Annotated in this window: 21 protein-coding genes; 14 read left to right on the top strand and 7 right to left on the bottom strand. The window is 70.7% G+C overall.

The window, feature by feature from the left end; genetic code table 11:
* Genes EP28_RS03935 through EP28_RS03920 form a run of 4 tightly spaced genes read left to right on the top strand, consistent with a single transcriptional unit; the run spans window position 1 to window position 2,594 of the window.
* Window positions 1-255: a ferredoxin gene (locus tag EP28_RS03935; RefSeq protein WP_049982684.1), complete on the top strand. Its 255-nt coding sequence runs from the start codon at window positions 1-3 to the stop codon at window positions 253-255.
* On the top strand, window positions 252-995 hold the full coding sequence (locus EP28_RS03930) for a hypothetical protein (protein WP_049982683.1): 744 nt from the start codon (window positions 252-254) through the stop codon (window positions 993-995). The genes EP28_RS03935 and EP28_RS03930 overlap by 4 nt, the downstream gene beginning before the upstream one ends.
* Window positions 992-2,221 (top strand): CbiX/SirB N-terminal domain-containing protein, encoded by a 1,230-nt coding sequence (locus EP28_RS03925; RefSeq protein ID WP_049982682.1) that lies wholly within the window; start codon window positions 992-994, stop codon window positions 2,219-2,221. Before EP28_RS03930 ends, EP28_RS03925 begins: the two co-directional genes overlap by 4 nt.
* 1 nt (window position 2,222) lies before the next feature.
* Window positions 2,223-2,594: a DUF3209 family protein gene (locus EP28_RS03920; protein WP_049982681.1), complete on the top strand. Its 372-nt coding sequence runs from the start codon at window positions 2,223-2,225 to the stop codon at window positions 2,592-2,594.
* Between the two features lie 18 nt (window positions 2,595-2,612).
* Here EP28_RS03920 and EP28_RS03915 read toward each other — a convergent pair whose 3' ends face one another.
* Window positions 2,613-4,937, bottom strand: coding sequence for an ATP-binding protein (locus EP28_RS03915; RefSeq protein WP_049982680.1), 2,325 nt, complete (start codon window positions 4,935-4,937; stop codon window positions 2,613-2,615).
* 34 nt (window positions 4,938-4,971) lie between these two features.
* Between EP28_RS03915 and cobN the strand changes: the two genes are divergently transcribed.
* Genes cobN through EP28_RS03900 form a run of 3 tightly spaced genes read left to right on the top strand, consistent with a single transcriptional unit; the run spans window position 4,972 to window position 10,548 of the window.
* Entirely contained in the window at window positions 4,972-8,925 is a 3,954-nt protein-coding gene (gene cobN, locus EP28_RS03910; RefSeq protein WP_049982679.1) for a cobaltochelatase subunit CobN, read from the top strand.
* Between the two features lie 19 nt (window positions 8,926-8,944).
* Entirely contained in the window at window positions 8,945-9,757 is an 813-nt protein-coding gene (locus EP28_RS03905; RefSeq protein ID WP_049982678.1) for a precorrin-8X methylmutase, read from the top strand.
* Window positions 9,754-10,548 carry a cobalt-precorrin-7 (C(5))-methyltransferase gene (locus EP28_RS03900; protein WP_049982677.1) on the top strand — a complete coding sequence of 265 codons (795 nt, stop codon included), beginning with the start codon at window positions 9,754-9,756 and terminating at the stop codon, window positions 10,546-10,548. Before EP28_RS03905 ends, EP28_RS03900 begins: the two co-directional genes overlap by 4 nt.
* Window positions 10,549-10,570: 22 nt before the next feature.
* Here EP28_RS03900 and EP28_RS03895 read toward each other — a convergent pair whose 3' ends face one another.
* The 3 genes from EP28_RS03895 to gatB are packed head-to-tail and all read right to left on the bottom strand — an operon-like array spanning window position 10,571 to window position 12,823.
* Complete coding sequence (locus tag EP28_RS03895) at window positions 10,571-11,056, bottom strand: GNAT family N-acetyltransferase (protein ID WP_049982676.1); 486 nt, start codon at window positions 11,054-11,056, stop codon at window positions 10,571-10,573.
* On the bottom strand, window positions 11,053-11,301 hold the full coding sequence (locus EP28_RS03890) for a ubiquitin-like small modifier protein SAMP2 (protein ID WP_049982675.1): 249 nt from the start codon (window positions 11,299-11,301) through the stop codon (window positions 11,053-11,055). Before EP28_RS03890 ends, EP28_RS03895 begins: the two co-directional genes overlap by 4 nt.
* A gap of 34 nt (window positions 11,302-11,335) precedes the next feature.
* Entirely contained in the window at window positions 11,336-12,823 is a 1,488-nt protein-coding gene (gene gatB, locus EP28_RS03885; RefSeq protein WP_049982674.1) for an Asp-tRNA(Asn)/Glu-tRNA(Gln) amidotransferase subunit GatB, read from the bottom strand.
* A 97-nt stretch (window positions 12,824-12,920) separates the two neighbouring features.
* Here gatB and EP28_RS03880 point away from each other — a divergent pair, with 97 nt between their 5' ends.
* From EP28_RS03880 to EP28_RS03855, 7 genes are all read left to right on the top strand, one after another.
* On the top strand, window positions 12,921-13,616 hold the full coding sequence (locus EP28_RS03880) for a phosphoribosyltransferase (protein ID WP_049982673.1): 696 nt from the start codon (window positions 12,921-12,923) through the stop codon (window positions 13,614-13,616).
* A 13-nt stretch (window positions 13,617-13,629) separates the two neighbouring features.
* On the top strand, window positions 13,630-14,304 hold the full coding sequence (locus tag EP28_RS03875; RefSeq protein WP_049982672.1) for an HD domain-containing protein: 675 nt from the start codon (window positions 13,630-13,632) through the stop codon (window positions 14,302-14,304).
* A gap of 140 nt (window positions 14,305-14,444) precedes the next feature.
* The gene (locus EP28_RS03870; protein ID WP_049982671.1) at window positions 14,445-15,866 is read left to right on the top strand and encodes an FAD-dependent oxidoreductase; all 1,422 of its coding nucleotides are present in this window, start codon (window positions 14,445-14,447) and stop codon (window positions 15,864-15,866) included.
* 86 nt (window positions 15,867-15,952) lie between these two features.
* Window positions 15,953-16,108: a hypothetical protein gene (locus EP28_RS14340; protein ID WP_196219598.1), complete on the top strand. Its 156-nt coding sequence runs from the start codon at window positions 15,953-15,955 to the stop codon at window positions 16,106-16,108.
* Window positions 16,108-17,115: a YeiH family protein gene (locus tag EP28_RS03865; protein ID WP_049982670.1), complete on the top strand. Its 1,008-nt coding sequence runs from the start codon at window positions 16,108-16,110 to the stop codon at window positions 17,113-17,115. The genes EP28_RS14340 and EP28_RS03865 overlap by 1 nt, the downstream gene beginning before the upstream one ends.
* A 42-nt stretch (window positions 17,116-17,157) precedes the next feature.
* Complete coding sequence (gene mtnP, locus EP28_RS03860; RefSeq protein ID WP_049982669.1) at window positions 17,158-18,048, top strand: S-methyl-5'-thioadenosine phosphorylase; 891 nt, start codon at window positions 17,158-17,160, stop codon at window positions 18,046-18,048.
* A gap of 64 nt (window positions 18,049-18,112) precedes the next feature.
* Window positions 18,113-19,420, top strand: a complete 1,308-nt coding sequence (locus tag EP28_RS03855; RefSeq protein WP_049982668.1) for an acetamidase/formamidase family protein — start codon at window positions 18,113-18,115, stop codon at window positions 19,418-19,420.
* 82 nt (window positions 19,421-19,502) lie between these two features.
* Here the strand turns inward: EP28_RS03855 and EP28_RS14335 are convergent, their stop codons facing one another.
* Genes EP28_RS14335 through EP28_RS03845 form a run of 3 tightly spaced genes read right to left on the bottom strand, consistent with a single transcriptional unit; the run spans window position 19,503 to window position 21,946 of the window.
* Complete coding sequence (locus EP28_RS14335; RefSeq protein ID WP_196219597.1) at window positions 19,503-19,643, bottom strand: hypothetical protein; 141 nt, start codon at window positions 19,641-19,643, stop codon at window positions 19,503-19,505.
* Window positions 19,644-19,697: 54 nt separating this feature from the next.
* Window positions 19,698-20,861 carry a CapA family protein gene (locus EP28_RS03850; RefSeq protein WP_049982667.1) on the bottom strand — a complete coding sequence of 388 codons (1,164 nt, stop codon included), beginning with the start codon at window positions 20,859-20,861 and terminating at the stop codon, window positions 19,698-19,700.
* A 59-nt stretch (window positions 20,862-20,920) separates the two neighbouring features.
* Window positions 20,921-21,946 (bottom strand): NADP-dependent oxidoreductase, encoded by a 1,026-nt coding sequence (locus EP28_RS03845; RefSeq protein ID WP_049982666.1) that lies wholly within the window; start codon window positions 21,944-21,946, stop codon window positions 20,921-20,923.
* Between the last annotated feature and the right edge of the window lie 63 nt (window positions 21,947-22,009).

Raw genomic sequence — 22,009 nt, 5'->3', positions numbered from 1 at the left:
ATGAGCGAACGCTACACGGTGACGGTCGACCGCGACGCCTGCGACGGCGTGTTCGCGTGTCTGGTCCGCGACCCGCGGTTCGTCGAGGACGACGAGGGGCTCGCGGGGATCGACGCCGCCGACGCCGAGTCGGTCGAGCGGACGGCAGCGAGCGTGAGGGCGACGTTCGCCGACGACCGGATCGCGGACGCGGAGCAGGCCGCCGCGGCGTGCCCGCTCGACGCGATCACGGTCGCGGAGGGGAACGGCGAATGAGCGGGCGCGCGGACTGGACCGACGCCCCGCTGCCGACGGCTCCAGACGACCTCCTCGCCTCGACGCCCGAGGCCGCGTACCTGTGGGGCCGCGTGGCCGCCGACGGCGCGGTCGACGGCGACGAGGTTCGCGTCCGAGTCGGCGGCGCGCCGGCGGCGGAGCGGGTCGCGGCGCTGTTCGGCGCGCGAGACGTGGACCGCGAGCGCGAGGTGACCGAACGCGAGTACGCCCACGACACCGACGTGACCCGCACGAGCGACGAGTACGTCGTCGTCGAGACGCCCGCTGCCCGGCGGGCGGCCGCGGCGTTCGGACTCCCGACCGGCGGGGTCGACTCCGGCGGTGACGCCGCCGATGCCTCGAACACTCCCAACGGCGGTTACCGCTTCTCGGCGCTCGCCGACCACCGCCGCCAGCTCCTCCGCGGGCTCGTCGAGGGCTGCGGGACGGTGTGTTACAAGTCGGACGCGAACGCCGTCGGCATCTCGGTCGTCCACGACGACGAGGCGCTGCTCGCGACCGTCAGGGCGCACCTCGACGCCGCGCCGGTCCACGCCCCCTACGGCGACCTCAACGAGTCGTCGTCGGGCGGGTACTGGTTCGGCGTCGCGGACGACGCCGGCCCCGCCCTCGGCGAGTGGCTCTACGAGGGGAGCGGCGAGTCCGGGTTGTTCGCGCCGCAGCGGCGGACCAAGACCGAAAAGAGCGTCGAGCGCGTCCGCGAGGGGGAGCGCGCGTGAGCAGCGAGACCGCCCCGACCCCGGCCGCGCTCTCGGACGAAGCGGTGCTGCTCGTCGGGCACGGCTCCCGCCGCGAGAAGTCGAACGAGCAGGTGCGGACGCTCGCGGCAGACCTCGAATCGCGGCTCGGGATCCCGGTCGACGCCGCGTTCCTCGAACTCGCCTCGCCCGCCATCGACGAGGCGATCGCGGGGCTCGCGAGGAGCGTCTCGCGCGTCTCGGTCGTCCATCTCTCGCTTTTCGCGGCGAGCCACGTAAAAAACGACGTGCCCCTCGCAGTGAAACGGGCGCGGGCCGACCACCCCGACCTAGAGATCCGCAACGGCTCGCATCTCGGCGTGCACCCCGCGCTGCTCGACCTGCTCGACGACCGCGCTGCGGCCGTCGAGCGAGAGTTGGGCGTCGACCGCGCCGACGACGAGGTGGTGGTCGTGCTGTGCGCCCGCGGCTCCTCCGACCCCGACGCCAACGCCGACGTGCACAAGCTCGCGCGGCTGCTGTACGAGGGCCGCGAGTTCGCCGATGCGCGCGCCACGTACATCGGCGTCACCGACCCGACGCTCGACGAGACGCTTCACCGCGTGGCCCGCGGGCGGCCGGACGCGGTCGTCGTCCTTCCCTACATGCTCGGCGACGGCGTGCTCACGGGCCGGATCACGGAGGGGGCGGAGTCGTTCGACGCCGAGTATCCCTACGTCGACGCGGCCCCGGGCGAGCCCCTCGGGACGGACCCGCGGCTGCTCGACGTGCTCGCGGACCGCTGGCAGGAGGCCCGCACCGGCAGCGTCGAGATGTCCTGTGACACCTGCAAGTACAAGGTCGAACTGGACGGGTACGAGGCCGACGAGGGGGGCGCTCGCGCCATGCTGCGCGCGATGACCCACAGCGCGGCCCACGCCGACCGCGAAGACGTCGACGACGACCCGCACGCTCACGACGCGCCGGCCAACCACGTCGCGGTCTGCACGAACCAGACCTGCGCGGCCGCCGGGTCGCCCGCGGTGTTGGAGCGGCTCCGGCAGGCCGTCCGCGACTCCGACGCCTGCGACGCGCGCGTCACGCGGACCTCCTGTCTCGACCAGTGCGGCGACGGCCCCATGGTGGCCGTCTACCCCGACGGCGTCTGGTACGGCGGCGTCGGCGAGTCCGACGCGGACCGCATCGTCTCCTCGCACCTCGACCGCGAGCGCATCGTCTCCGATCTCGTCCACGACACGTTACAATAACATGAGCTGCCACGAACTCGAAGCGCTACGACTCGGCTTAATGAACGTCCTCGGCACCGACGACCGCGCCGCGCGCGAGCACGCCGAGAAGGAACTGGACGGCGAGCTTTCGGGCCCCATCGAGGGGCTCGCGACCGCCGAGACGCTTGACGCGCTCCGTCGTCACCTCGACGCCGCACTCGTCGACTTGGAGGAGGAGGTCGCGACGCTCGACGCCGACGACCCCGAGTCCGACTACGTTCGCGGCCGCCTCGTCGCCGTCCGCGACGCCGAACGGAGCCTCGCCCGCCTCGCGACCCACGGCGACGACCTGCTCGACGGGCTCGGCGAGACCCACCACGACCTCCACGACGCCTTCCCCGTCGAGGAGTGAAACCGCGAGCGGCGCGGGCTACCGCTCCGACCGGTCGTCCGCCGTCCCGCCGAGTTCTCGCTCGACCCGCTCCGCCGACAGCGACGACAGCGGGATGCGCTCGCCGCCTGTCGCATCGAGGAGCGTCGGGACGACGCCCTCAGCGTCGGCCGCGTCGACGACGAGCGTTCGGTCGGCGGCCTCGCGGAGCCGCCCGCCGGCCTCCCGGACGGCCGCGGTCGGCCGCTCAGCGGCGTTCGCGCCACCGTCGGTGACGACAACCGCGAGCGACGCGTCGGCGTCGGCGCGCGCGATCGCGTCGGCCGCGGCGTCGACGCCCGCCGCGAGCGGGGTCCGGTCGCCCGTCGGAAGCTCCTTCAGGTGACGCGCCGCCCGCCCCACGTCGTCCGTCGGCGGGAGCAAGAGGCCGGCGTCGTCGCCGGCGAACGCCACCAGCGCGACGGCGTCGCGGTGCTCGTAGGAGTCGCGGAGGAGGTCGATCGCCGCGCCCTTCGCCGCCCGCATCGGCCCGCGCATCGATGCGGAGGCGTCGACGGCGAAACAGACGAGCGTCTCGGCGTCGTCGGCGCGGACGGACCGCCGGAGGTCCCGCTCCTTGACACTCCGGCCGCCGCGCTCGGCCGCCGCCCGGACCGACGCGCCGGCGTCGACCCGGTCGCCGGAGCGCGCGCGCTCCGTTCGGACCCGCGGACCGGTCCCTCGCGTCGAGGGGGCCGCGCTCGACCGCCCGTCGCCGTCTCCTCCGGCCGGCGTTCCGGCGTCGGGCGTCTCGACATCGGGCGCGACCGCGTCGCCGACGCCGACCCGGTCTGACCCCGGCACCAGCGGCGTCGCCTCCTCGGTGTCGTCTTCGGTCTCCTCGTCCGGGTCGTCTCTGGAATCCGTATCCGGGTCGTCGCCCGCGGAGTCAGCCTCGCTGCCGCTCTCGTTGGCCATCGTTTCGGGCGGTTCGCGGCCGCGGCCGCCGTCTGGGTCGCGGTTCGGTCCGTCGTCTGCGCCGCCGTCCGCGTCGCCGTCGCTGTCCTCGCCTTCGTCGCCCCTGGTCTCGGCCGGCGCGTCTTCGTCGCCGCCGCGCTCCTCGCCGCCTCCGCCGCCCTTACCCTCACTCTCGCCGTTGCGGTCGCCCGGGTCGCCTTCCCCCTCACCGTCCGTCTCTTCGCCGCCCTCTCCGGCCTCGCCGTCCGTTGTTCCGTCGGCGTCCTCGCCGGCGTCTCCTTCGCCCGCGTCCGGTTCGTCGCCGTCGTCCCCGAGGTGGTCGTCGATCAACTCGTCGGCGTCGGCGGTCTCCTCGAACGGGTCGGTGCGCAGGCGATGGGGCAGCGCCAGCGACGCGGCCTCGCGCACGTCGCCCTCGATCACGCGACTGCGACCGTCGAGCGCGGCGAGGGTGCGGGCGCAGCGCGCGGCCGCGATGTCCGCCCGGTGGCCGTCGACGCCGGCGTCGCGACACAGTTCGACGAGGTCGCGGAGGAACGAGTCTGGGAGCGTCACCGAGCCGAGCCGACCGCGTGCGTCCGCGATCGCCGCGGCGGGATCGTCGAACGGCGGATCGCCGGCCGTCGCGCCAGTCTCGTCTCCCTTGCCGCCCGCCGCGTCGTCCTCGCCGGTCTCTCGGGTCGCGTCACCGCCGCTCCGGGCAGTCGCTCCGGCGTCGCGGCCGAGCGCCCGGTCGACGACCGCCATCCGGTCGTCGGTCGCGTCGAGTCCGGTCACGTCGACGGCGAGGTCGAACCGGTCGCGGAGTTGCGGCCTGAGCGCACCCTCCTCCGGGTTCATCGTCCCGATAAGCGTGAACTCGGCGGGGTGGGTCAGCGAGACCGCGTCGCGCTCCACGGTGTTCACGCCGGAGGCAGCCGCGTCGAGCACCACGTCGACGAGGTGGTCGTCAAGGAGATTCACCTCGTCCACGTAGAGGACGCCGCGGTTCGCCCGCGCCAACAGCCCCGGATCGAACGACGCCTCGCCGTCGAGCGCGCCCGCCACCGACAGCGACCCGACGACCGCCTCGCGGGTCGCGCCGAGCGGCAGCGTGGCGAACGGCGCCGGCCGGGTCGCGACCGGGAGGCTCGCCCGCCGGCGACACGAGGGACACTGCCGGCTCGGGTCGCCGGGAGGACAGCCGTACCGACAGTCGGCGACCACGCGCCGCTCGGGCAGGTACGACGCGAGCGCGCGGGCGAGCGTCGACTTTCCGGTCCCCTTCTCGCCGCGGACCAGCACGCCCGAGAGGTCGTCGTTCGCGCCGACGGCCGAGAGCGCCCGCTTCAGTTCGGTCTGACCGACCACGTCGCCGAACTCCGCGGTTCGCGTCGGTGGGTTTTTGTCGCTGCCTTCATCAAGCACAGTTGACTTACAGCAACGAGGGTTTACAAACGTTATGACGACACTCGGACTCTACACGGCGACGGAGAACGAACTCGGGTCCGTGGCCGCCGCCGCGGGCGAGACGGACGTCGACCTGCTCGCGCGCTCGAAGGGCGACCTCGACGATCCGGCCGACGTGGACGCGTTCCTCTCGGCGGTGGTCGAGGCGGACGCCGCGGCGGTCGTGCTGTGGCTCCACGGCGGCACCGACAGCATGCCGGGCTACGAGCGGGCGACGGCCCGGCTCCGCGAGGCGGGGATTCCCGTCGTCGTGAAGGCGACCGGGGACGCCTTCGCCGCCGAGGACACGACGGCCGACGACGCGGTCGCGGAGCGCGTCCGCGCGTACCTGGAGCGCGGCGGGACCGCCAACCTCGCGAACCTCCTGCGATATCTGGCCGACACCTACGGCGCTCCAAGCGACGCGCCGGCCGAGGGGTACGCGTACGACGAGCCGGTCGCGCTCCCGTCCGAGGGCGTGTATCATCCCGACCACCCGGGCGCGGGGTACGAGGAGCTGGTCGCGACGTTCGACCCCGATACGCCGACCGTCGGGGTGTGGTTCTACGAGTCCCACTGGACGCACGAGAACACGCGGTACGTCGACGCGCAGGTGCGCGCGCTCGAAGCGCGCGGCGTCGACGCGCTCCCGATCTTCTGTAACCCCGCCGGCGACGAGGACGGCTGGGACGCCGAGCGCGTCACCGACGAGTGGCTGCTCGACGCCGACGGCGACCCCGTGGTCGACGCGATGTGCTCGTCGTTCATGTTCGCGCTCTCGATGGACGAGCGCGGCCGCGACGCCGACGACGAGGGCGCGAGCGCGGAGGACGTGTTCTTGGACCGGCTCGGCGTCCCCGTGCTCCAGACGGTGACGACGATGCGGTCGCGGTCGCGCTACGCGGCCAGCGACACCGGCGTGATGGGGTTCGAACTCGCGCTGTCGGTGGCGCTCCCGGAGTTCGACGGCAACGTGATCACCCACCCCATCTCCGGAAAGGAGCGCGCGGACGACGCGGCGGGGATCGGCTCGGCCCCGAAACAGCACTACCCGATCGACGACCGGGTCGATCACGTCGCGTCGCTGGCGGTCAACTGGGCGCGGCTCCGACACCGCCCGCCAGAGGAGACGCGCGTGGCGGTCGTCCTCCACAACTACCCGCCGAGCGACGACGGCATCGGCACGGCGTTCGGCCTCGACACGCCCGCGAGCACCGCGAACCTGCTCGGAGAGCTTGACGAGCGGGGGTACGACCTCGGAGCGGGCGAAACGGGAGCGGCGGGCGCCGGCGACGCCGAGAGCGGCCCCCCGACCGACGGCGCGGCGCTTATCGACGCGCTCACCTCGCAGCTCACCCTCGACGAGCGCTGGGTCGCGCCCGAAGACGTCCGCGATCTGAGCGTCGACACCGTCTCGCCCGCGACCTACCGAAGCTGGTTCGACGGCCTCGACGACGGCTTCCGCGAGGCGGTCCTCGACGAGTGGGGCGACCCGCCCGACCGCCCGTTCGCGATCCCGGGCGTCGAGTTCGGGAACGTGCTCGTCACGGTTCAACCCCCGCGCGGGTTCGGGATGGACCCCTCGAAGGTGTACCACGACTCCGACCTTCAGCCCCCGCACGACTACGTCGCCTTCTACGGCTGGCTCCGGGAGTCGTTCGAGGCCGACGCGGTCGTCCACATGGGCACGCACGGCTCGCTGGAGTGGCTCCCGGGCAAGACCGTCGGACTGGACGCGTCGTCCGCCCCCGACCAACTCATCGCCGACCTGCCGAACGTCTACCCCTACGTGATCAACAACCCCGGCGAGGGGACGCAGGCGAAGCGCCGCTCGTACGCCGCCGTCGTCGACCACCTCACGCCGCCGATGGCGAACGCCGGCACCTACGACGACCTCGCGGAGCTGGAGGAGCTGGCGAACCAGTACCGCGAGGCCGGGACGACCGACGCGCGCCCCGACGACGGCGAGCGGCTCGAACGTCGGATCCGAGAGGCGGTCGACGAGCTGGATCTCGCGGTCGAGCTGGGGATCGACGGCGAAATAGCGCAAAAGGCGGACGTGCGCGGTCCCGAGGAGGCCGGCTCGACGCTCGCGGAGGGCGAGGTGTCGGGCGCAGACCTCGCCATCGACGACCTGATCGAGCGGATCCACGCGTACCTGACCGACGTGAAGACCACCCAGATCCGGATGGGACTGCACACCCTCGGCGAGCCGCCCGCGGGCGACCGGCTCGTGGAGTACCTCGTCGCGCTCACCCGGCTCGAGAACCCGGGCGCGCCGAGCCTCCGCGAGTCGGTCGCCGGGGTGCTGGGGGTCGACTACGACCGGATGCGCGCCGACCCCGGCGCGTACGACGAGCAGTTGGGCATGACGTACGCGGAGGCGGCCGACCGCGTCCACGAGGTGAGCCTCGACCTCGTGGCGACGCTCGCCGAGCGCGGCTTCGACGTGCCGGAGTCCGAGCGGGAGGCGGGGCCGGACGACGAGGTGAACATGAACCTGCTCGTCGTCGACGTCGACACGATCGGCGACGCGCGAGCGCGGTCCGGCGCGCACGACGACCTCCGCGAGGCGCTCGCGTACATTTGCAAGGAGGCCGCCCCGCGCGTCGGCGGCGCGCGCGCCGAGGTCGGCAACGTCGCCGACGCGCTCGCCGGCGAGTACGTCCCGCCGGGAGGGAGCGGCGCGCCCACCCGCGGCGGGGTCGATCTGCTCCCCTCCGGCCGGAACTTCTACACGCTCGACCCGCGGAAGGTGCCCGCGCGCGCCGCGTGGGACGTGGGCCGGGAGGTCGCGGAGGGCGTGTTGGATCGACATCTGGATAACGAAGGAGCGTACCCCGAGGAGGTCGGCGTCGTCGCGTGGGGGACGCCGACGGTCCGGACGCGCGGCGAGACGATCGCGCAGGTGCTCGCGCTGATGGGCGTCGAGCCGGTGTGGTCCGACGCCGGCCGCGTCGAGGACGTGGAACCGATCCCGCTCGACGAACTGGATCGGCCCCGGATCGACGTGACGACGCGCGTCTCCGGGCTCTTCCGCGACGCCTTCCCCGCGGCCGCGGGCGTGATCCACGACGCGGTCGACGCCGTGGTCGACCTCGACGAGCCCCACGAGCTGAACTACGTGAAGAAACACGTCGAAGAAGACACGGAAGAACTCGCCGCCGCGGGCGTCGACGACCCCGAGTCGGCCGCGACGCACCGGGTGTTCACGACGACGCCCGGCGGCTACGGCGCGGGGACGAACAAGGCGGTCGACGAGGGCGAGTGGGAGGACCGCTCCGACCTCGCCGACGTGTACACTCAGTGGGGCGGCTACGCGCTCGGCAAGCGCGGCCGCGTGACCGAGGCGCACGACGCCTTCGAGCGCCGGCTCTCCGGCGTCGAGGCGACCGTGAAGATCGAGGACACGGACGAGCAGGACGAGTTCGACTCCTCCGACTGGTACGCGTTCCACGGCGGGTTCATCACGGCGGTCACGGAGCACGCGGGCGAAGAGCCCGCCTCCTACGTCGGCGACTCCTCGGACCCCGACGACGTGCGCGTCTACACCAACGAGGAGAAGGTCCGCAAGGCGCTGCGCTCGCGCGTGCTGAACCCGCGCTGGCTCGACTCGATGGAGGAGCACGGCTACAAGGGCGCGGGCGACCTCTCCTCGACGGTCGACGTGGTGCTCGGCTGGGACGCCACCACCGGTGTCGTGAGCGACACGCTCTGGGAGGCCGTCGCGGACGCGTACGCCTTCGACGAGGACCGCCGCGAGTGGCTCTCGGACGTGAACCCGTGGGCGCTCGACTCCATTACGGACACGTTAGGAGAGGCGATAAACCGCGGGCTGTGGGACGCCGACGCGGAGACCGAAGAGCGCCTGCGCGACCTGAACCTCCGCGCCGAGGGGGCGATCGAGGAGCGCGAGTCGCGGGACGGCGCGGACGCGCTCGCTGGCCGCGCCGGCGACGACGACTGAGAGCAGATCTGCTAACACCATGAGCGACACACCAGAGACACCCGACGCGACGGCAACGACACCCGAAACGGCCGATGACGACGGCTCCGGCGACCGCGAGGCGTACGCCGACCTCGGGGCGACGACCGAGGCGGCCATGGACATCGCCGAGACCAGCATGGACCGCGTCCACGAGCTGGTTCCACAGGAGACGCTCGCGGACCGCCTGCGCGCCAAGTCGGTCCACGCGACCGGCGACCCGGAGTTCCAGCACCTCGTCCGCTTTACCGGCGCGGACGAGAGCGAACCGGTCCGCGCCGGGGCACGCGCGGTGCTCGACGAGCGCCCGATCGTGACGGACATCACGATGGTGAAAGCCGGGATCACCGGCCGCGGCCACGACTGTGCGGTGCGCAAGGCGATCGGCAACGGCGCGGAGCTGGCCGCCGAGACCGGGATGACCCGGACCGCGGCGGCCGTGCTCGAACTCGACCGCGAGGGCGTCTACGACGACGCGATCGCCGTCGTCGGGAACGCGCCGACCGCGGCGCTCGCGCTCGCCGACTGCATCGAGGACGGCACGCGGCCGGCGGTCGTCGTCGCGACGCCCGTCGGCTTCGTGAAGGCCGCGGACTCGCGCGAGCGGCTCCGCGAGGTCTGTGCCGCCCACGACGTGCCCGCCGTCACCAACGTGGGCCGGCGCGGCGGCAGCGGCCTCGCCGCCGGGCTGACGAACGAACTCGTCCACGTCGCGAGCGACGCTCGGGAGGGGGAGGTCTGCGTAGCGACCTCCGAACGGTCGAGCGGCGAGGGCGCGGAGCCGCGAGACGGCGAGGGGGAGATCGACCTGTGACCGGCGACGACTCCGACGGCTCCGACGACCCCGTCCCCGACCTCCCCGACTCCCCGGCCGAGGCGGCGAGCGCAGCGCCCGAGTCGTCGCGACCCGACGCGGAGTCCGACGGTGAACCGCCGGTCCACGCCGTCGGGATCGGTCCCGGCAACACTGAGTTCCTGACCCGGCGCGCGGGTCGGCTGCTCCGCGAGGCGGACGTGGTCGTCGGCTTCGAGACCGTGGTCGAGTTCGTCGCCGACGAGACCGACGCGGAGCTCATCACCTGCGGGTACCGCGACGAGCCCGAGGCGCTCGGCCGGTTCGCCGCCCGCGTCGCCGACGGAGCGCGCGGCGTCGCCGTGCTCATGGGCGACCCGAACCACTCCGGCTACCAGTTCCTCGGGAAAGTCGAGGCCGCGGTCGACGCGCCGGTCCGCGTCGTCCCCGGAATCTCCTCGGTGCAGATGGCCGCGAGCCGCGCCCGCACGCCGCTCGAAGCGTCCGTCTTCGAGACGCTCCACGTCAGAGGCGACCTCTCGCCAGCGCTCGCGCGCCTCCGGGAGGCCGTCGGCGACCGTCACCTGATCGTGATCCCGCGGCCGTACGACTGGATGCCCGAGGACGTGGCGGCCGATCTCGCCGACGGCGGAGCCGACCGGACCCGCGAAGCAATCGTCTGCGAGCGGCTGACACACCCCGACGAGCAGATCACGCGGACCGACCTCGGAACGCTCGCCGACGGGGCCGGCGGCGACGGCCCCGACGACACCGCATTCTCCGACCTCTCCGTGCTCGTCGTTCGCGCGTGAGCGGCGACGGAGCGGGGACCGATCAGCCGCCGGAGCCATCGCCGACTCGACGACTGCCCCGTAGTCGACCGCTCTCCTCCCCGTCTCCCGCCGAGACGACCTCGAACCCGAGGTCGCGATAGAACTCCTCCAGTTCGGCGTCGAACTCGGCGGTGACGACCCCGATGTCCGGGTCTCGCTCGGCCCGCCGAACCGCGGTCGCGACGAGCGCGGAGCCGATCCCGCGACCGCGACGCGACCGACGGACCGCGACGGCGTCGACGTGGAGCTGTTCCGGCCCCCGTCGCACCGCGACCAGCGCGCCGACGACCGCGTCCGTCCGATCGAAGCTCGCCACCAGCGCGTCGCCGCGGTCGACTGCGTCGTCGAGGGCCGCGGCGTCCGTCTCTAACATCGCGGCGTCGAGGACCCGGAGGACGTCCAGTCGGTCGTCAGGGGCGGCGGGTTCGATCGCGAAGCCGTCTGGGGGATCTCGCGGGCGACCGCCCGGACTGCGCTCTCCGCTCACGCGTCGTCGCCGGTCGCGGCGTGTGACTCGGCCGGTCGGTCGGTTGAGCCGCCCTTGATCAGCCGCAGGAGTTTGACTTCGTCGGCGTCGACGACGCGGTCGCCGGGGACGGGCGAGCCGTCGACGAGCGCGGACGCCTCTTGGGGATGGTAGCCCGCGGCGCGGATCAGGTCGTCGTAGGTGGCGTCGTCGGGAAGATCGATGTGCTCCGTCTCCCCGCCGACGACCCGTACGCGCACGTTCATCGGCCGCGCGCCTCGACGCTCCGACACACGGCGATTACCCGTCCAGATCCTCGCGGAGCAGCCCGTTCACGTCGCCGGGGTCGGCGCTGCCGCCGGTCGCCTGCATCACCTGCCCGACGAGGAAGTTGATCGCGCCCTCGTCGCCGTCGTGGTAGTCGGCGACCGCGTCGGGGTTCTCCTCGATGGCGGCTTCGACCGCGCTCTCGACTTCGTCGCTTTCGGCCTTGCCGAGCCCCTCGCGCTCGATGACGGTCTCGGGGTCGTCGTCCTCGTCGAGCATCTCGCGGAGGACGACTTCCTCGGCGTTCTTCACCGTCAGCTCCTCCGCCGCGACCAGTTCGATCAGGCGCGTGAACTCGTCGAGCCGACCCTCGACGTCCGTAATCTGCATCTCGCGGTAGTTGAGTTCGCCGAGGAGGTTGTCGGCGACCCACGTCGCGGCGAGGTCGGGGTCGAACTCGCCCGCGATGTCCTCGAAGAAGTCCGCGACCGCCTTCGTGGAAGTGAGCTTCGAGGCGGCCTCGCGGTCGAGCCCGTACTCCTCGCGGAAGCGCTCGCGGCGGGCGTCGGGAAGCTCCGGGATCGCGATCCGGTCCTTCCAGTCCGCCACCTCCAGCGCGGGCAGGTCCGCCTCGCGGAAGTAGCGGTAGTCCTTCTCGGCCTCCTTCGAGCGCATCGAGACGGTGACGCCGCGCGCCTCGTCCCAGTGTCGGGTCTCCTGTTCGATCTCGCGGCCGCGCCGGAGGACGTTCTCTTGGCGGGTGACCTCGTACGCGAGCGCCTGCTCTGCGCCCTTGTGACTGGAGATGTTCTTCACCTCGGCACGGTTGGCGTCGGCGAGGGCGTCGTCGGTGATGCTCCCGTCGTCGGCGACGTCCTCCTCCGGTACGAGCGAGACGTTGGCGTCGACGCGCAGGCTCCCGTCACGGGTGGGGTCGAAGACGCCGAGATACTCCAGTACTTCCTCCAGCTTGGCGAGGAAGGCTCGCGTCTCGGCCGGCGACCGGAAGTCCGGCTCGGTGACGATCTCCATGAGCGGGGTGCCCGCGCGGTTGTAGTTGACGAGCGTGTGGGTTGCGTTCTCGATGGAGCCGCCCGCGTGCTGGATGCTGCCGGGGTCCTCCTCCAGGTGCGCGCGGGTGATCCCGATGGTGCGCGTCTCGTCGTCGGCGCGGACCTCTAGCTCGCCGGCCTGACAGATCGGCGCGTCGTACTGGGTGAGCTGGAAGTTCTTCGGCAGATCGGGGTAGTAGTAGTTCTTCCGGTGGAACGTCGTCGTCTCGGGAATGTCGGCGTCGATCGCCTTCCCGATCTTCACCGCGGCCTCGACGGCCCCCTCGTTGAGGACCGGCAGCGCGCCCGGCAGCCCCAGACAGGTCGGACAGGTGCGCGTGTTCGGTTCCTCGTCGTCTCCGGGCTCCGTCGAGCAGCCGCAGAAGATCTTCGTGTCGGTCTCGAGCTGGACGTGGACCTCCAGCCCGATCACGACGGTTCGCTCCGCCGTCGCGGCCTGCGTACTCATTACCGACCCGTTGTGAGCGGGCCACCTAAATCGTGTCGGGACCGCTCTGGGGACGTTGCTAAACCCTTATCAGCGCGCGGGTGGGACGAACGGGCGTATGAGCGACCTCCCGGACGACTTCGACTGCACCCTCACCAACTGGGAGTACATCTATGGGCTCTGTCGCGACGTCTCGAACGCGGTGAAGCGCGCGGACTTCGAGCCGGACGTGGTCGTCGCGCTGGCGCGCGGCGGCTGGTTCGCGGGCCGGTGTATCTGCGACTTCCTCGGGCTCGACGACCTGACGAGCCTCAAGATGGAACACTACGTCGGAGCCGCGGAGAAGACCGACGAGCCGCAGATCCGCTACCCGATGCCGGAGGGCTCGGTCAAAGGGAAGAACGTCCTGATCATCGACGACATCGCGGACACGGGCGGGTCGATCCGCCGGGCCGAAGAGTACGTTGAAGACCGCGACGCGGGCGACGTGCGCACCGCCACGCTCCAGCTTCTCGGCACCTCCGAGTTCCAGCCGGACTTCGTCGGCGAGCGGCTCGAACAGTGGACGTGGGTCGTCTACCCGTGGAACTTCGTCGAGGACATGATCGACCTCACCGAGGGGGCGATGGAGCGCGCCGACGAGACCGTCTTCGACCGGGAAACCATCCGGCACTACCTAGAGGAGTACCACGGCATCGGCCGCATCGAGATGGAGGTCGCCCAGCCCGACCGGCTCGGCGAGGTGATCGAGGAGATGGTCCGGCGAGACGTCGCAGAGCCCGCAGGCGAGGATAGCTGGACGCTCACCGAGTAGCCCGCACTCGACGATGGACTCGGACGACTCCGTCGCAGACGACGCCGGCGACGAGGTGTCTGCTCCGGACGCCGACAGCGACCCCGCACTCGACGCTCTCTGTGACGCCTACGCGCTCAAAGACGAGCGGCGCACGGGGTGGCAGCTCCGCGGCGTCGACGACCCGGAGTCTGTCGCGGCTCACTCGTGGGGCATCGCCTATCTCGTGATGGCGCTCGGCGACCGCTTCCGTGCGGACCTCCCGGGCGTCGACCTCGACCGCGCGCTCCGGCTCGCGGTCGTTCACGACGTCGCCGAGGCGGAGACGGGTGACGTGGCGACCCGTGCAGACTCGACGGCCGAGCCGCCGGACTCGGACGCCAAGGAGGCGGCGGAACGCGAGGCGATGGTCGTCCTCGCCGGACCGCTCCCCGATCGCGTCCGCGACGTGTGGGAAGAGTACGAGGTCCGCGAGTCGCCGGAGGCTGTCCTCGTTAAAGAGTGCGATCTGCTCGACGTCTGTCTACAGGCCGTGATCTACGAGCGCGACGACCGGTACGACCCCGCCGCCGGCGACCCGAACGCGTTCCGCGAGTACGACGACCTCGACGAGTTTTTCGCGACGACCGAGCCCCGTCTCCAGACCGAGACCGGCCGCGACCTGTTCGAGCGGCTCCGGGAGCGGTACCGGATCGCTCGGGACCAATGAGTCGCCGCGGCCACGAACGTTCGACGATCGTCGTATGATCTAAACGACGTTTGTAGGGCTTCTACGGCCAGATTCCGCGCGGATATGGTAAAATGGTTAACGGGGGAGTTCGTCACGAGACGTGAGAGCTTTCACCACGCATGTCCGAGAACACTGACCTTATCATCGTCGGCGGGGGGATTAGCGGGGCGTCGCTTCTGTACACGGTGGCGAAGTTCACCGACGTCGACGACGTGACGCTGATCGAGAAGGAGCGGGAGATCGCGGCGGTCAACTCCCACCGGACGAACAACTCCCAGACGCTGCACTTCGGCGACATCGAGACGAACTACACCCTCGAAAAGGCCGAGGAGGTCAAAGAGGGCGCGGAGCTGCTCGCAGGCTACCTCGAAGGCACGGATCCGGACCGCGAGATGCACAGCAAGCGGAGCAAGATGGTGCTCGGCGTCGGCGACGAGGAGGTCGACAAGCTGGAACAGCGGTACCGCGACGAGGGGTTCGGCGACCTCTTCCCGAAGCTCCGCGAGATCGGTCGCGAGGAGATCGCGGAGTTAGAGCCGAAGGTCGTCGAGGGGCGCGACCCCGGAACCGAACTCAAGGCGCTCCAGACGCCGGACGGCTACGTCGTCGACTACGGCGCGGTCGCGCAGTCGTTCGTCGACGACGCCCGCGCGGAAGACGGCGTCTCCGTCCACCTCGGCACCGAGGTAACGAACGTCGACGAGAGCGGCGAGGGGTTCACCGTCGAGACCGACGACGGCGACTTCGCGGCCGACGCCGTCGTCGTCGCCGCCGGGTCTCACAGCCTCCAGTTCGCAAAGGAGATGGGCTACGGCGAGGACATGTCGCTTCTCCCCGTCGCGGGCAGCTTCTTCCTCGCCGGCGACCTGTTGAACGGAAAGGTGTACACCCTCCAGATGAAAAAACTCCCCTTCGCCGCGGTCCACGGCGACGCCGACGTCCACGACGACGGCGTCACGCGGTTCGGTCCGACCGCGAAGGTCGTGCCCGCGCTCGAACGCGGCGAGATCTCGACCGTGAGCGACTTCGCCGACGTGTTCGGGCTCAACGTCTCCTCGGTCCTGAGCTACGCCAACATCCTCGCCGACCCCATCCTCTTCCCGTTCGTCGTGCGGAACCTCGCGTACGACATCCCCGCGCTCGGCAAGCGCGCGTTCCTCCCGCACGTCCAGAAGGTCGTGCCGACCGTCGAGGCCGACGACATCCAGCGCGCGAAGGGGTACGGCGGCGTGCGCCCGCAGATCGTCGACACCGAGAATAAGACGCTCGACATGGGCGAAGCGAAGATCGAAGGCGACGGCATCCTGTTCAACATCACGCCCTCTCCGGGCGCGTCGACGGCGCTGAAAAACGCGATGACCGACGTCCAGACCGTGCTTGACTTCTTCGACGGCGAGTACGCGTTCGACGAGGCCGCCTTCCGCGACGCGACGATCGAGAACTTCCCTCGGCTCGACGACGAGTCGGATAATGTTGCTGGTTCCCAGGTCGACGGATCGCCCGCCGACGACGATCCCATCCCGGCTGAAGCCGACGACTGACACCGGACGCCCTAGTTCTCTGCGTTTGTTCCCAGATTCGTGCCGCGAGCGATATCGGTAAGTAGTGCCGTGATGACGGACACACAATGACCTCGGACGCCGGACCGTCCGCCGCCGACCGACCCGCGTCACCGCTCGTCGATCGCTGGACCGCGCTCGATCGGGGCTGGCAGGCGCTCGTCCTCGGATTAGGTATCGTCGCCGTTCACCTCGCGATCCAGTTCGCGGTTGGCTCGCTGTGATGCGGCGCGTGGCGACCGCCGTCAGCGTGATCCGACCCTACCTTCCCGGGTTCGCGCTGCTCGTCGCCGGCGCGGTGCTCGCGAACGGCGTCGCCGGCGCGGTCGACGGCTTACAGCCGCTCGTCGTCGCCGTCGGCGTCGGCGCGCTCGTCGGCAACACGGTCGGCACGCCCGCGGCCGTAGAGCCGGGCGTCAGCGTCGACAAGCTCTTCTTAGAGACCGGGATCGTCCTCCTCGGCGCGGCGGTCGTGATCGAGGAGTTCGTCGCGGCCGGACCGACCGTCCTCGGTCTCGTCGTCCTCGCGGTCGCGGGCGGGCTCCTGCTCGCCGAGGCGATCGCTCGGCTGCTGTTCCGACTCGACGGCGCGACGCCGTCGCTTCTGGCCGCCGGCGCGAGCATCTGTGGCGTCTCCGCCGTCGTCGCGATCGGTCGCGTCCTCGACGCGCGCGGCTCGGCTATCACCTTCGCGGCCGCGACCGTCCTCCTCTTCGACGCCGCCACGCTCGTCGCGTTCCCGCTCGCCGGCGAGTGGCTCGGCCTGACGAGCCGCCAGTTCGGCGTCTGGGCCGGCGTGAGCATGTTCTCGACCGGCCCCGTCGCGGCCGCGGGCTTCGCGCACTCCCCGGAGGCGGGCCAGTGGGCGACGGTGACGAAGCTCGCGCGCAACTCGCTTCTCGGCGGCGTCGCGATCGCGTACTCGCTCGCGTACACGGCCCGGTCGGCGACCGATCCGGGCGTGCGTCGGCTGTGGTCGGAGTTCCCGAAGTTCCTCCTCGGCTTTCTCCTCGTCGCCGCGATCGCCAACAGCGGCGTGCTCTCGCCCGCCGCGCTCGACTCCATCGGCCGCGTCTCGGACGCACTGTTCACGCTGGCGTTCGTCGGCCTCGGCCTCTCGATCCGGCTCCGGGAGATGCGCGAGGTCGGCGGTGCGGCGGTCGGGGCCGTCTTACTCCACCTGCTCGTCGTGAGCGCGCTCGCGCTCGTGGCGGTCCGGTGGTTGCTCTAAGCGAGTCATTCTATATAAGTACCGAGCGACCGCACTCCGCGCATGAGCACAATCGGCTTCATCGGCGGCAGCGGCATATACGAGGCGCTCCCGCTCTCCGACGTGCGCGAGGTCGAGTACGACACGCCCTACGGCGAGCCGAGCGACGCGATCACGATCGGCGAGTTCGGCGACACCGGCCGCGAGGTCGCCTTCCTCCCGCGGCACGGCTCCGACCACGGCGTCTCGCCCACGGACCTGCCGTACCGCGCGAACATGTACGCGTTAAAACAGGCGGGCGTCACCCACATCTTCGCGTCGAACGCGGTGGGCAGCCTGAAAGACGAGCTCGAACCCGGCACGCTCGTCGTCCCCGACCAGATCTACGACCGGACCAAACACCGCGACCTCTCCTTCTACGGCGACGGCGTCGTCGTCCACCAGCCGTTCGCGGACCCCTACAGCCCAGAGTTGGTCGAGCACCTCACTACGGCCGCGGAATCGGCGGTTGGCGGCGACAGCGATGCTGACGACGGCGACGCCACGCCCGTCGTGAAGGGCGGCACCTACGTCTGTATCGAGGGACCGCAGTACTCCACGCGTGCGGAGTCGGCGTTCTACAAGTCGCAGGGCTGGGACCTCGTGGGGATGACCGCGATCCCGGAGGCGAAGCTCGCGCGCGAGGCGGAGATCGCGTACGCGACGATCGCGGGCGTCACCGACTACGATGTCTGGAAGGAGGACAGCGAGGTGACGCTCGCGGAGGTCCTCGAAAATGCCGAGCAGAATCAGGCGGCGATCAAAGCCGCCGTCGAGGAGGCGGTCCGGACGCTCCCTGAGGACCTGGAGTGCGAGGCGCACACCGCCCTCGACGGGACCGTCAACACGCCGACCGAGGCGATTCCCGAGGAGACTCGCGAGCGCGTCGAACCCCTGCTCGGCGAGTATCTGTAACTCCGCTGCGGCCGGTTCCGCGAACACTAGCGTTATTCCGGTGAGCCACGTACGACAACGTGGTATGTCACAGCAAGGCGTTCAAGAGGAGCTGTACGTCGACCAGTACACGCTCGGGCTGGTCGGGCCCGATCAGGAATGGGCCGGGACGGTCGCGGACGGGGGCACGGTCACGACGTACACCCCGCCAGGGTGTTGGGGGCCGATGGTCACGCCGTCGTTCCGCGGCGGCCACGAGGTGACGCGGCCGATCCGCGTCGAGGGCGCGTCGGTCGGCGACGCCGTCGCCATCCACATCCGCGACGTGGAGGTGACGAGCATGGCGACGAGCACGGGGTCGATGGCGGAACGCGAGGGCGCGTTCAAAGACGACCCGTTCGTCGACCACCGCTGTCCGGAGTGCGGGACGACGTGGCCCGACTCAGTCGTCGAGGGCACCGGCGAGGACGCGATCCGCTGTGCGGAGTGCGGTGCGAACGCCTCCTCGTTCGGTTTCGAATACGGCTACACCGTCGCGTTCGACCACGAGAACGCCGTCGGGATCACCCTCGACAAGGAGGGAGCCCACGAGCTGGCGCTCGACGCCGAGCGCGTGATGGACATCCCCGAGAACGCCCGCCAGCACCCGATCCTGCTGTACGAGCCCGACGGGATGCCCGGCACGCTCGGTCGCCTCCGGCCGTTCATCGGCAACATCGGCACGACGCCGTCGGTGACGATGCCCGACTCGCACAACGCGGGCGACTTCGGACAGAGCCTGATCGGCGCGGACCACGACTACGGCGTCGAGACCGAGGAAGACTTAGAAAAGCGGACCGACGGCCACATGGACATCCCCGAGGTGCGCGCTGGCGCGACGCTGATCTGTCCGGTCGACGTCGACGGCGGCGGGGTGTACGTCGGCGACCTCCACGCGAACCAGGGCGACGGCGAACTCTCTTTGCACACCACGGACGTGAGCGGGACCGTCACCTTCGACGTCGAGGTGATCGAGGGACTCGAACTCGACGGCCCCATCCTGTTGCCGAACGAGGAGGATCTCCCCTTCATCAGCAAGCCGTACAGCGACGACGAGGTGGCGGCCGGTCGCGACCTCGGGGCGGAACACGGCGTCGACGTGGAGTCGGAGATGGCCCCGATTCAGGTGGTCGGCTCGGGGGCGACCGTCAACGACGCGACGCAGAACGCCTTCGACCGTGCCGGCCAACTGCTGGACATGAGCGAGGGCGAGATCCGAGCGCGGTGTACGTTCACCGGCGGCGTCCAGATCGGTCGGCTGCCGGGCGTCGTCCAACTCGACATGCTCGCGCCGCTCGACCTGCTCGAAGAGCGCGGACTCGACGGCGTCGTCCGCGAGCAGTACGGGCTCTGAATACAGAGAGTGTAGCCAGCACTTGCCATCGAGGAAACAGACTATTCAACGCCCGACAGCTAGAAAGCTGAAGCCGTTGACCTCACTCGTTTTCGAGCGCGTCGTAGATGTCTCGGTTCGCGTCTCGATCGCCCGCCGCGACTCGGCGGACTAGTTCCTGTCGGATATCTTCCATCACTTCGTCGAGCGGTGAGCTGGATTCCACTCTGTCCTCGGTCGCCATATCTCACCTGTCGTCCCGAGCGCCGTTAATCGCTCGGGTCCGACGAGTCACCGGTCACTCGCCCCCGAGCGGGATCGTCAGCCGAACGTCGTCGCGCTCGACGGGTGTCCCGTAGGGCCGCGACCGCTCGGCGACGGTTTCGCGGACCCACGTCGCGACCTCGCCCTCGGCGAGCGTCGCCGACTCGTCGACGATATGGACGGGCACGACCTCGATCTCGTGGAGGTCGCCGTCGCGAACGGTCAGTTCGAACAGCGCGCTGCGTTTGTTGTGGACGCCCTGACGATCGATGTAGTCGACGTAGTCGTCGACGAAGTCGCCGGCGTCGTAGATGATCGGCGACCCGTCGTACACCTCGACGCCCTGCAGCATGTGGGCGCTGTGGCCGTGGACGACGTCGACGCCGCGGTCGACGAGGAACCGACCGAACCGCTCGTGGACGGCCCGCGGCTCAGTCTCCCAGTTCGGTCCCCAGTGCAGCGAGGCGACGACCAGATCCGGCTCCAGAGACTCGACGCTGTCGAGCACGTCCTCGACGAGCGCGCGCGTCTCCGGGCGTCCGGGATCGAGCGTCGCATACGCAGTCCCGGGATCGTCGTCCGTCGCCGCGAACGCCGCGGACTGGTCGGTGAGGCCGAACGCCGCGACCCGCACGTCCCCCGCCTCGAACACCGCAGGTTCGAGCGCTGACTCTCGCTCTGTCCCTGCGCCGGCGTGAGCGATGTCCGCGTTCGACAGGTGTGTTTTCGTATCCCGCAGTCCCTGCTCGCGATAGTCGAGAATGTGGTTGTTCGCGAGCGAGACGAACGACGCGCCGGCGGCCTCCAAGGCGGGCACCGCGAACGCGGGCGGCGCGCGGAAGTAGTACGTCTTCTCGGGCCATCGCTCGCCGCGATCGGAGATGCACCCCTCAAGATTCGCGACGAGCCCGTCGAGCGCCTCCAGCCGCGAGAGCGTCGACCCCCACACGCCCGTCGTGTGGATATTTTCGTCGGTGACCCAGCGGTCGGTGACGCTCCGGCCGAGCATCAGGTCGCCGACGAACCCGATGCGGGTGTCGTCATCGGCGTCGCCGCCGGCGGTGTCGTCTCCGGTCTCATCCGCCTCGCTGGCACGGGTCCCGCTCGATCCCGAGGGGGCGGCCGAACATCCGGCGAGTCCGACAAGTCCCGCGGCTCCGGTACCGCCCGCGGCCAGCAGGCTCCTGCGCGTCTGCATCGACCGGCCGTTCGCCGGGCGCAGATTTCAACCCACCGGAGCGGTCGGGTACAGCGGCGTTACTCCTCGCCTGAGCCACCGGCCACCCGCACCACCTGCTTGCCGATGTTGTCGCCCGCGAAGAGTCCGAGGAAGGCGTCGGGCGCGTTCTCCAAGCCGTCGACGACCGTCTCGCGATGCGCCAACTCTCCGGTTGCGACCCACTCGCCGAGCCGTTCTCCCGCCTCCTCGAACCGGGTCGCGAAGTCGCTCACGAGGAGCCCTTGGACTTTCGCGCGCGGCGCGATGATCTGCGGGAGCTTCCGCGGCCCCGTCGGCACCTCCTCGTCGTTGTAGTGGGAGATCTGCCCGCAGACGGCGACGCGCGCATCGAGGTTCAGTCGCGTGAAGACGGCGTCGGTGATCGGGCCGCCGACGTTGTCGAAGTAGACGTCGACGCCCTCGGGCGCGGCCGAATCGAGCGCGGCTCGGTAGTCGTCCGTCGTTGTGTGGTTGATCGCCGCGTCGAAGCCGAGATCATCGGTGAGCCAGTCGGTCTTCTCGTCCGTGCCCGCGAAGCCGACCACGCGACAGCCGTTGCGTTTGGCTATCTGCCCGACGACGGAACCGACCGCGCCCGCCGCGCCCGACACGACGACGGTGTCGCCGGGCTTGGGCTCGCCGACCTCCAGCAGGCCGAAGTACGCCGTCCGGCCGGGCATACCGAGCACGCCGAGGTACGCCTCGGGGTCGGCGACGCTCGGGTTGACGGGCGCGACGTCGGCGGCGTCGAGCGTGGCGTAGTCGCTCCACGTCCCCTCGCCAGTGACGAGGTCTCCAGCGTCGTAGGCGTCGCTGTCGCTCTCGATCACTTCGGCGACGACGCCACCACGGAGGGCGTCGCCCACACCCCACGGTTCCGCGTACGACTCCGCGTCGCGCATCCGGCCGCGCATGTACGGATCGACGGAGAGGTACCGGGTTCGGACGAGGAGTTCGCCGGGGTCGGGAGCGGGCACGTCCGTCTCGCGCAGTTCGAAACAGTCCAAGTCGGGCTCGCCGTCCGGTCGCTCGGCGAGAATCCACTCGCGGTTGGTGGTGGTCACGGTTCCGGTTGGATAGGGTGGGAAAATAGCGTTTGGACACCAGCAGCACGCGGGTCGTTCTCG

This window comes from Halorubrum sp. BV1 (assembly GCF_000746205.1).
Classification (GTDB): domain Archaea; phylum Halobacteriota; class Halobacteria; order Halobacteriales; family Haloferacaceae; genus Halorubrum.
This window is presented reverse-complemented; position numbering and strand designations above follow the sequence as displayed.

Excerpts from the sequence above, each read along its gene's own strand:
- EP28_RS03935 (WP_049982684.1), top strand. The coding sequence starts at position 1 with ATGAGCGAACGCTACACGGTGACGGTCGACCGCGACGCCTGCGACGGC.
- EP28_RS03930 (WP_049982683.1), top strand. The coding sequence starts at position 252 with ATGAGCGGGCGCGCGGACTGGACCGACGCCCCGCTGCCGACGGCTCCA.
- EP28_RS03920 (WP_049982681.1), top strand. The coding sequence starts at position 2,223 with ATGAGCTGCCACGAACTCGAAGCGCTACGACTCGGCTTAATGAACGTC.
- cobN (WP_049982679.1), top strand. The coding sequence starts at position 4,972 with ATGACGACACTCGGACTCTACACGGCGACGGAGAACGAACTCGGGTCC.
- EP28_RS03905 (WP_049982678.1), top strand. The coding sequence starts at position 8,945 with ATGAGCGACACACCAGAGACACCCGACGCGACGGCAACGACACCCGAA.
- EP28_RS03890 (WP_049982675.1), bottom strand. The coding sequence starts at position 11,301 with ATGAACGTGCGCGTACGGGTCGTCGGCGGGGAGACGGAGCACATCGAT.
- gatB (WP_049982674.1), bottom strand. The coding sequence starts at position 12,823 with ATGAGTACGCAGGCCGCGACGGCGGAGCGAACCGTCGTGATCGGGCTG.
- EP28_RS03880 (WP_049982673.1), top strand. The coding sequence starts at position 12,921 with ATGAGCGACCTCCCGGACGACTTCGACTGCACCCTCACCAACTGGGAG.
- EP28_RS03875 (WP_049982672.1), top strand. The coding sequence starts at position 13,630 with ATGGACTCGGACGACTCCGTCGCAGACGACGCCGGCGACGAGGTGTCT.
- EP28_RS03870 (WP_049982671.1), top strand. The coding sequence starts at position 14,445 with ATGTCCGAGAACACTGACCTTATCATCGTCGGCGGGGGGATTAGCGGG.
- EP28_RS14340 (WP_196219598.1), top strand. The coding sequence starts at position 15,953 with ATGACCTCGGACGCCGGACCGTCCGCCGCCGACCGACCCGCGTCACCG.
- EP28_RS03865 (WP_049982670.1), top strand. The coding sequence starts at position 16,108 with ATGCGGCGCGTGGCGACCGCCGTCAGCGTGATCCGACCCTACCTTCCC.
- mtnP (WP_049982669.1), top strand. The coding sequence starts at position 17,158 with ATGAGCACAATCGGCTTCATCGGCGGCAGCGGCATATACGAGGCGCTC.
- EP28_RS03855 (WP_049982668.1), top strand. The coding sequence starts at position 18,113 with ATGTCACAGCAAGGCGTTCAAGAGGAGCTGTACGTCGACCAGTACACG.
- EP28_RS14335 (WP_196219597.1), bottom strand. The coding sequence starts at position 19,643 with ATGGCGACCGAGGACAGAGTGGAATCCAGCTCACCGCTCGACGAAGTG.
- EP28_RS03850 (WP_049982667.1), bottom strand. The coding sequence starts at position 20,861 with ATGCAGACGCGCAGGAGCCTGCTGGCCGCGGGCGGTACCGGAGCCGCG.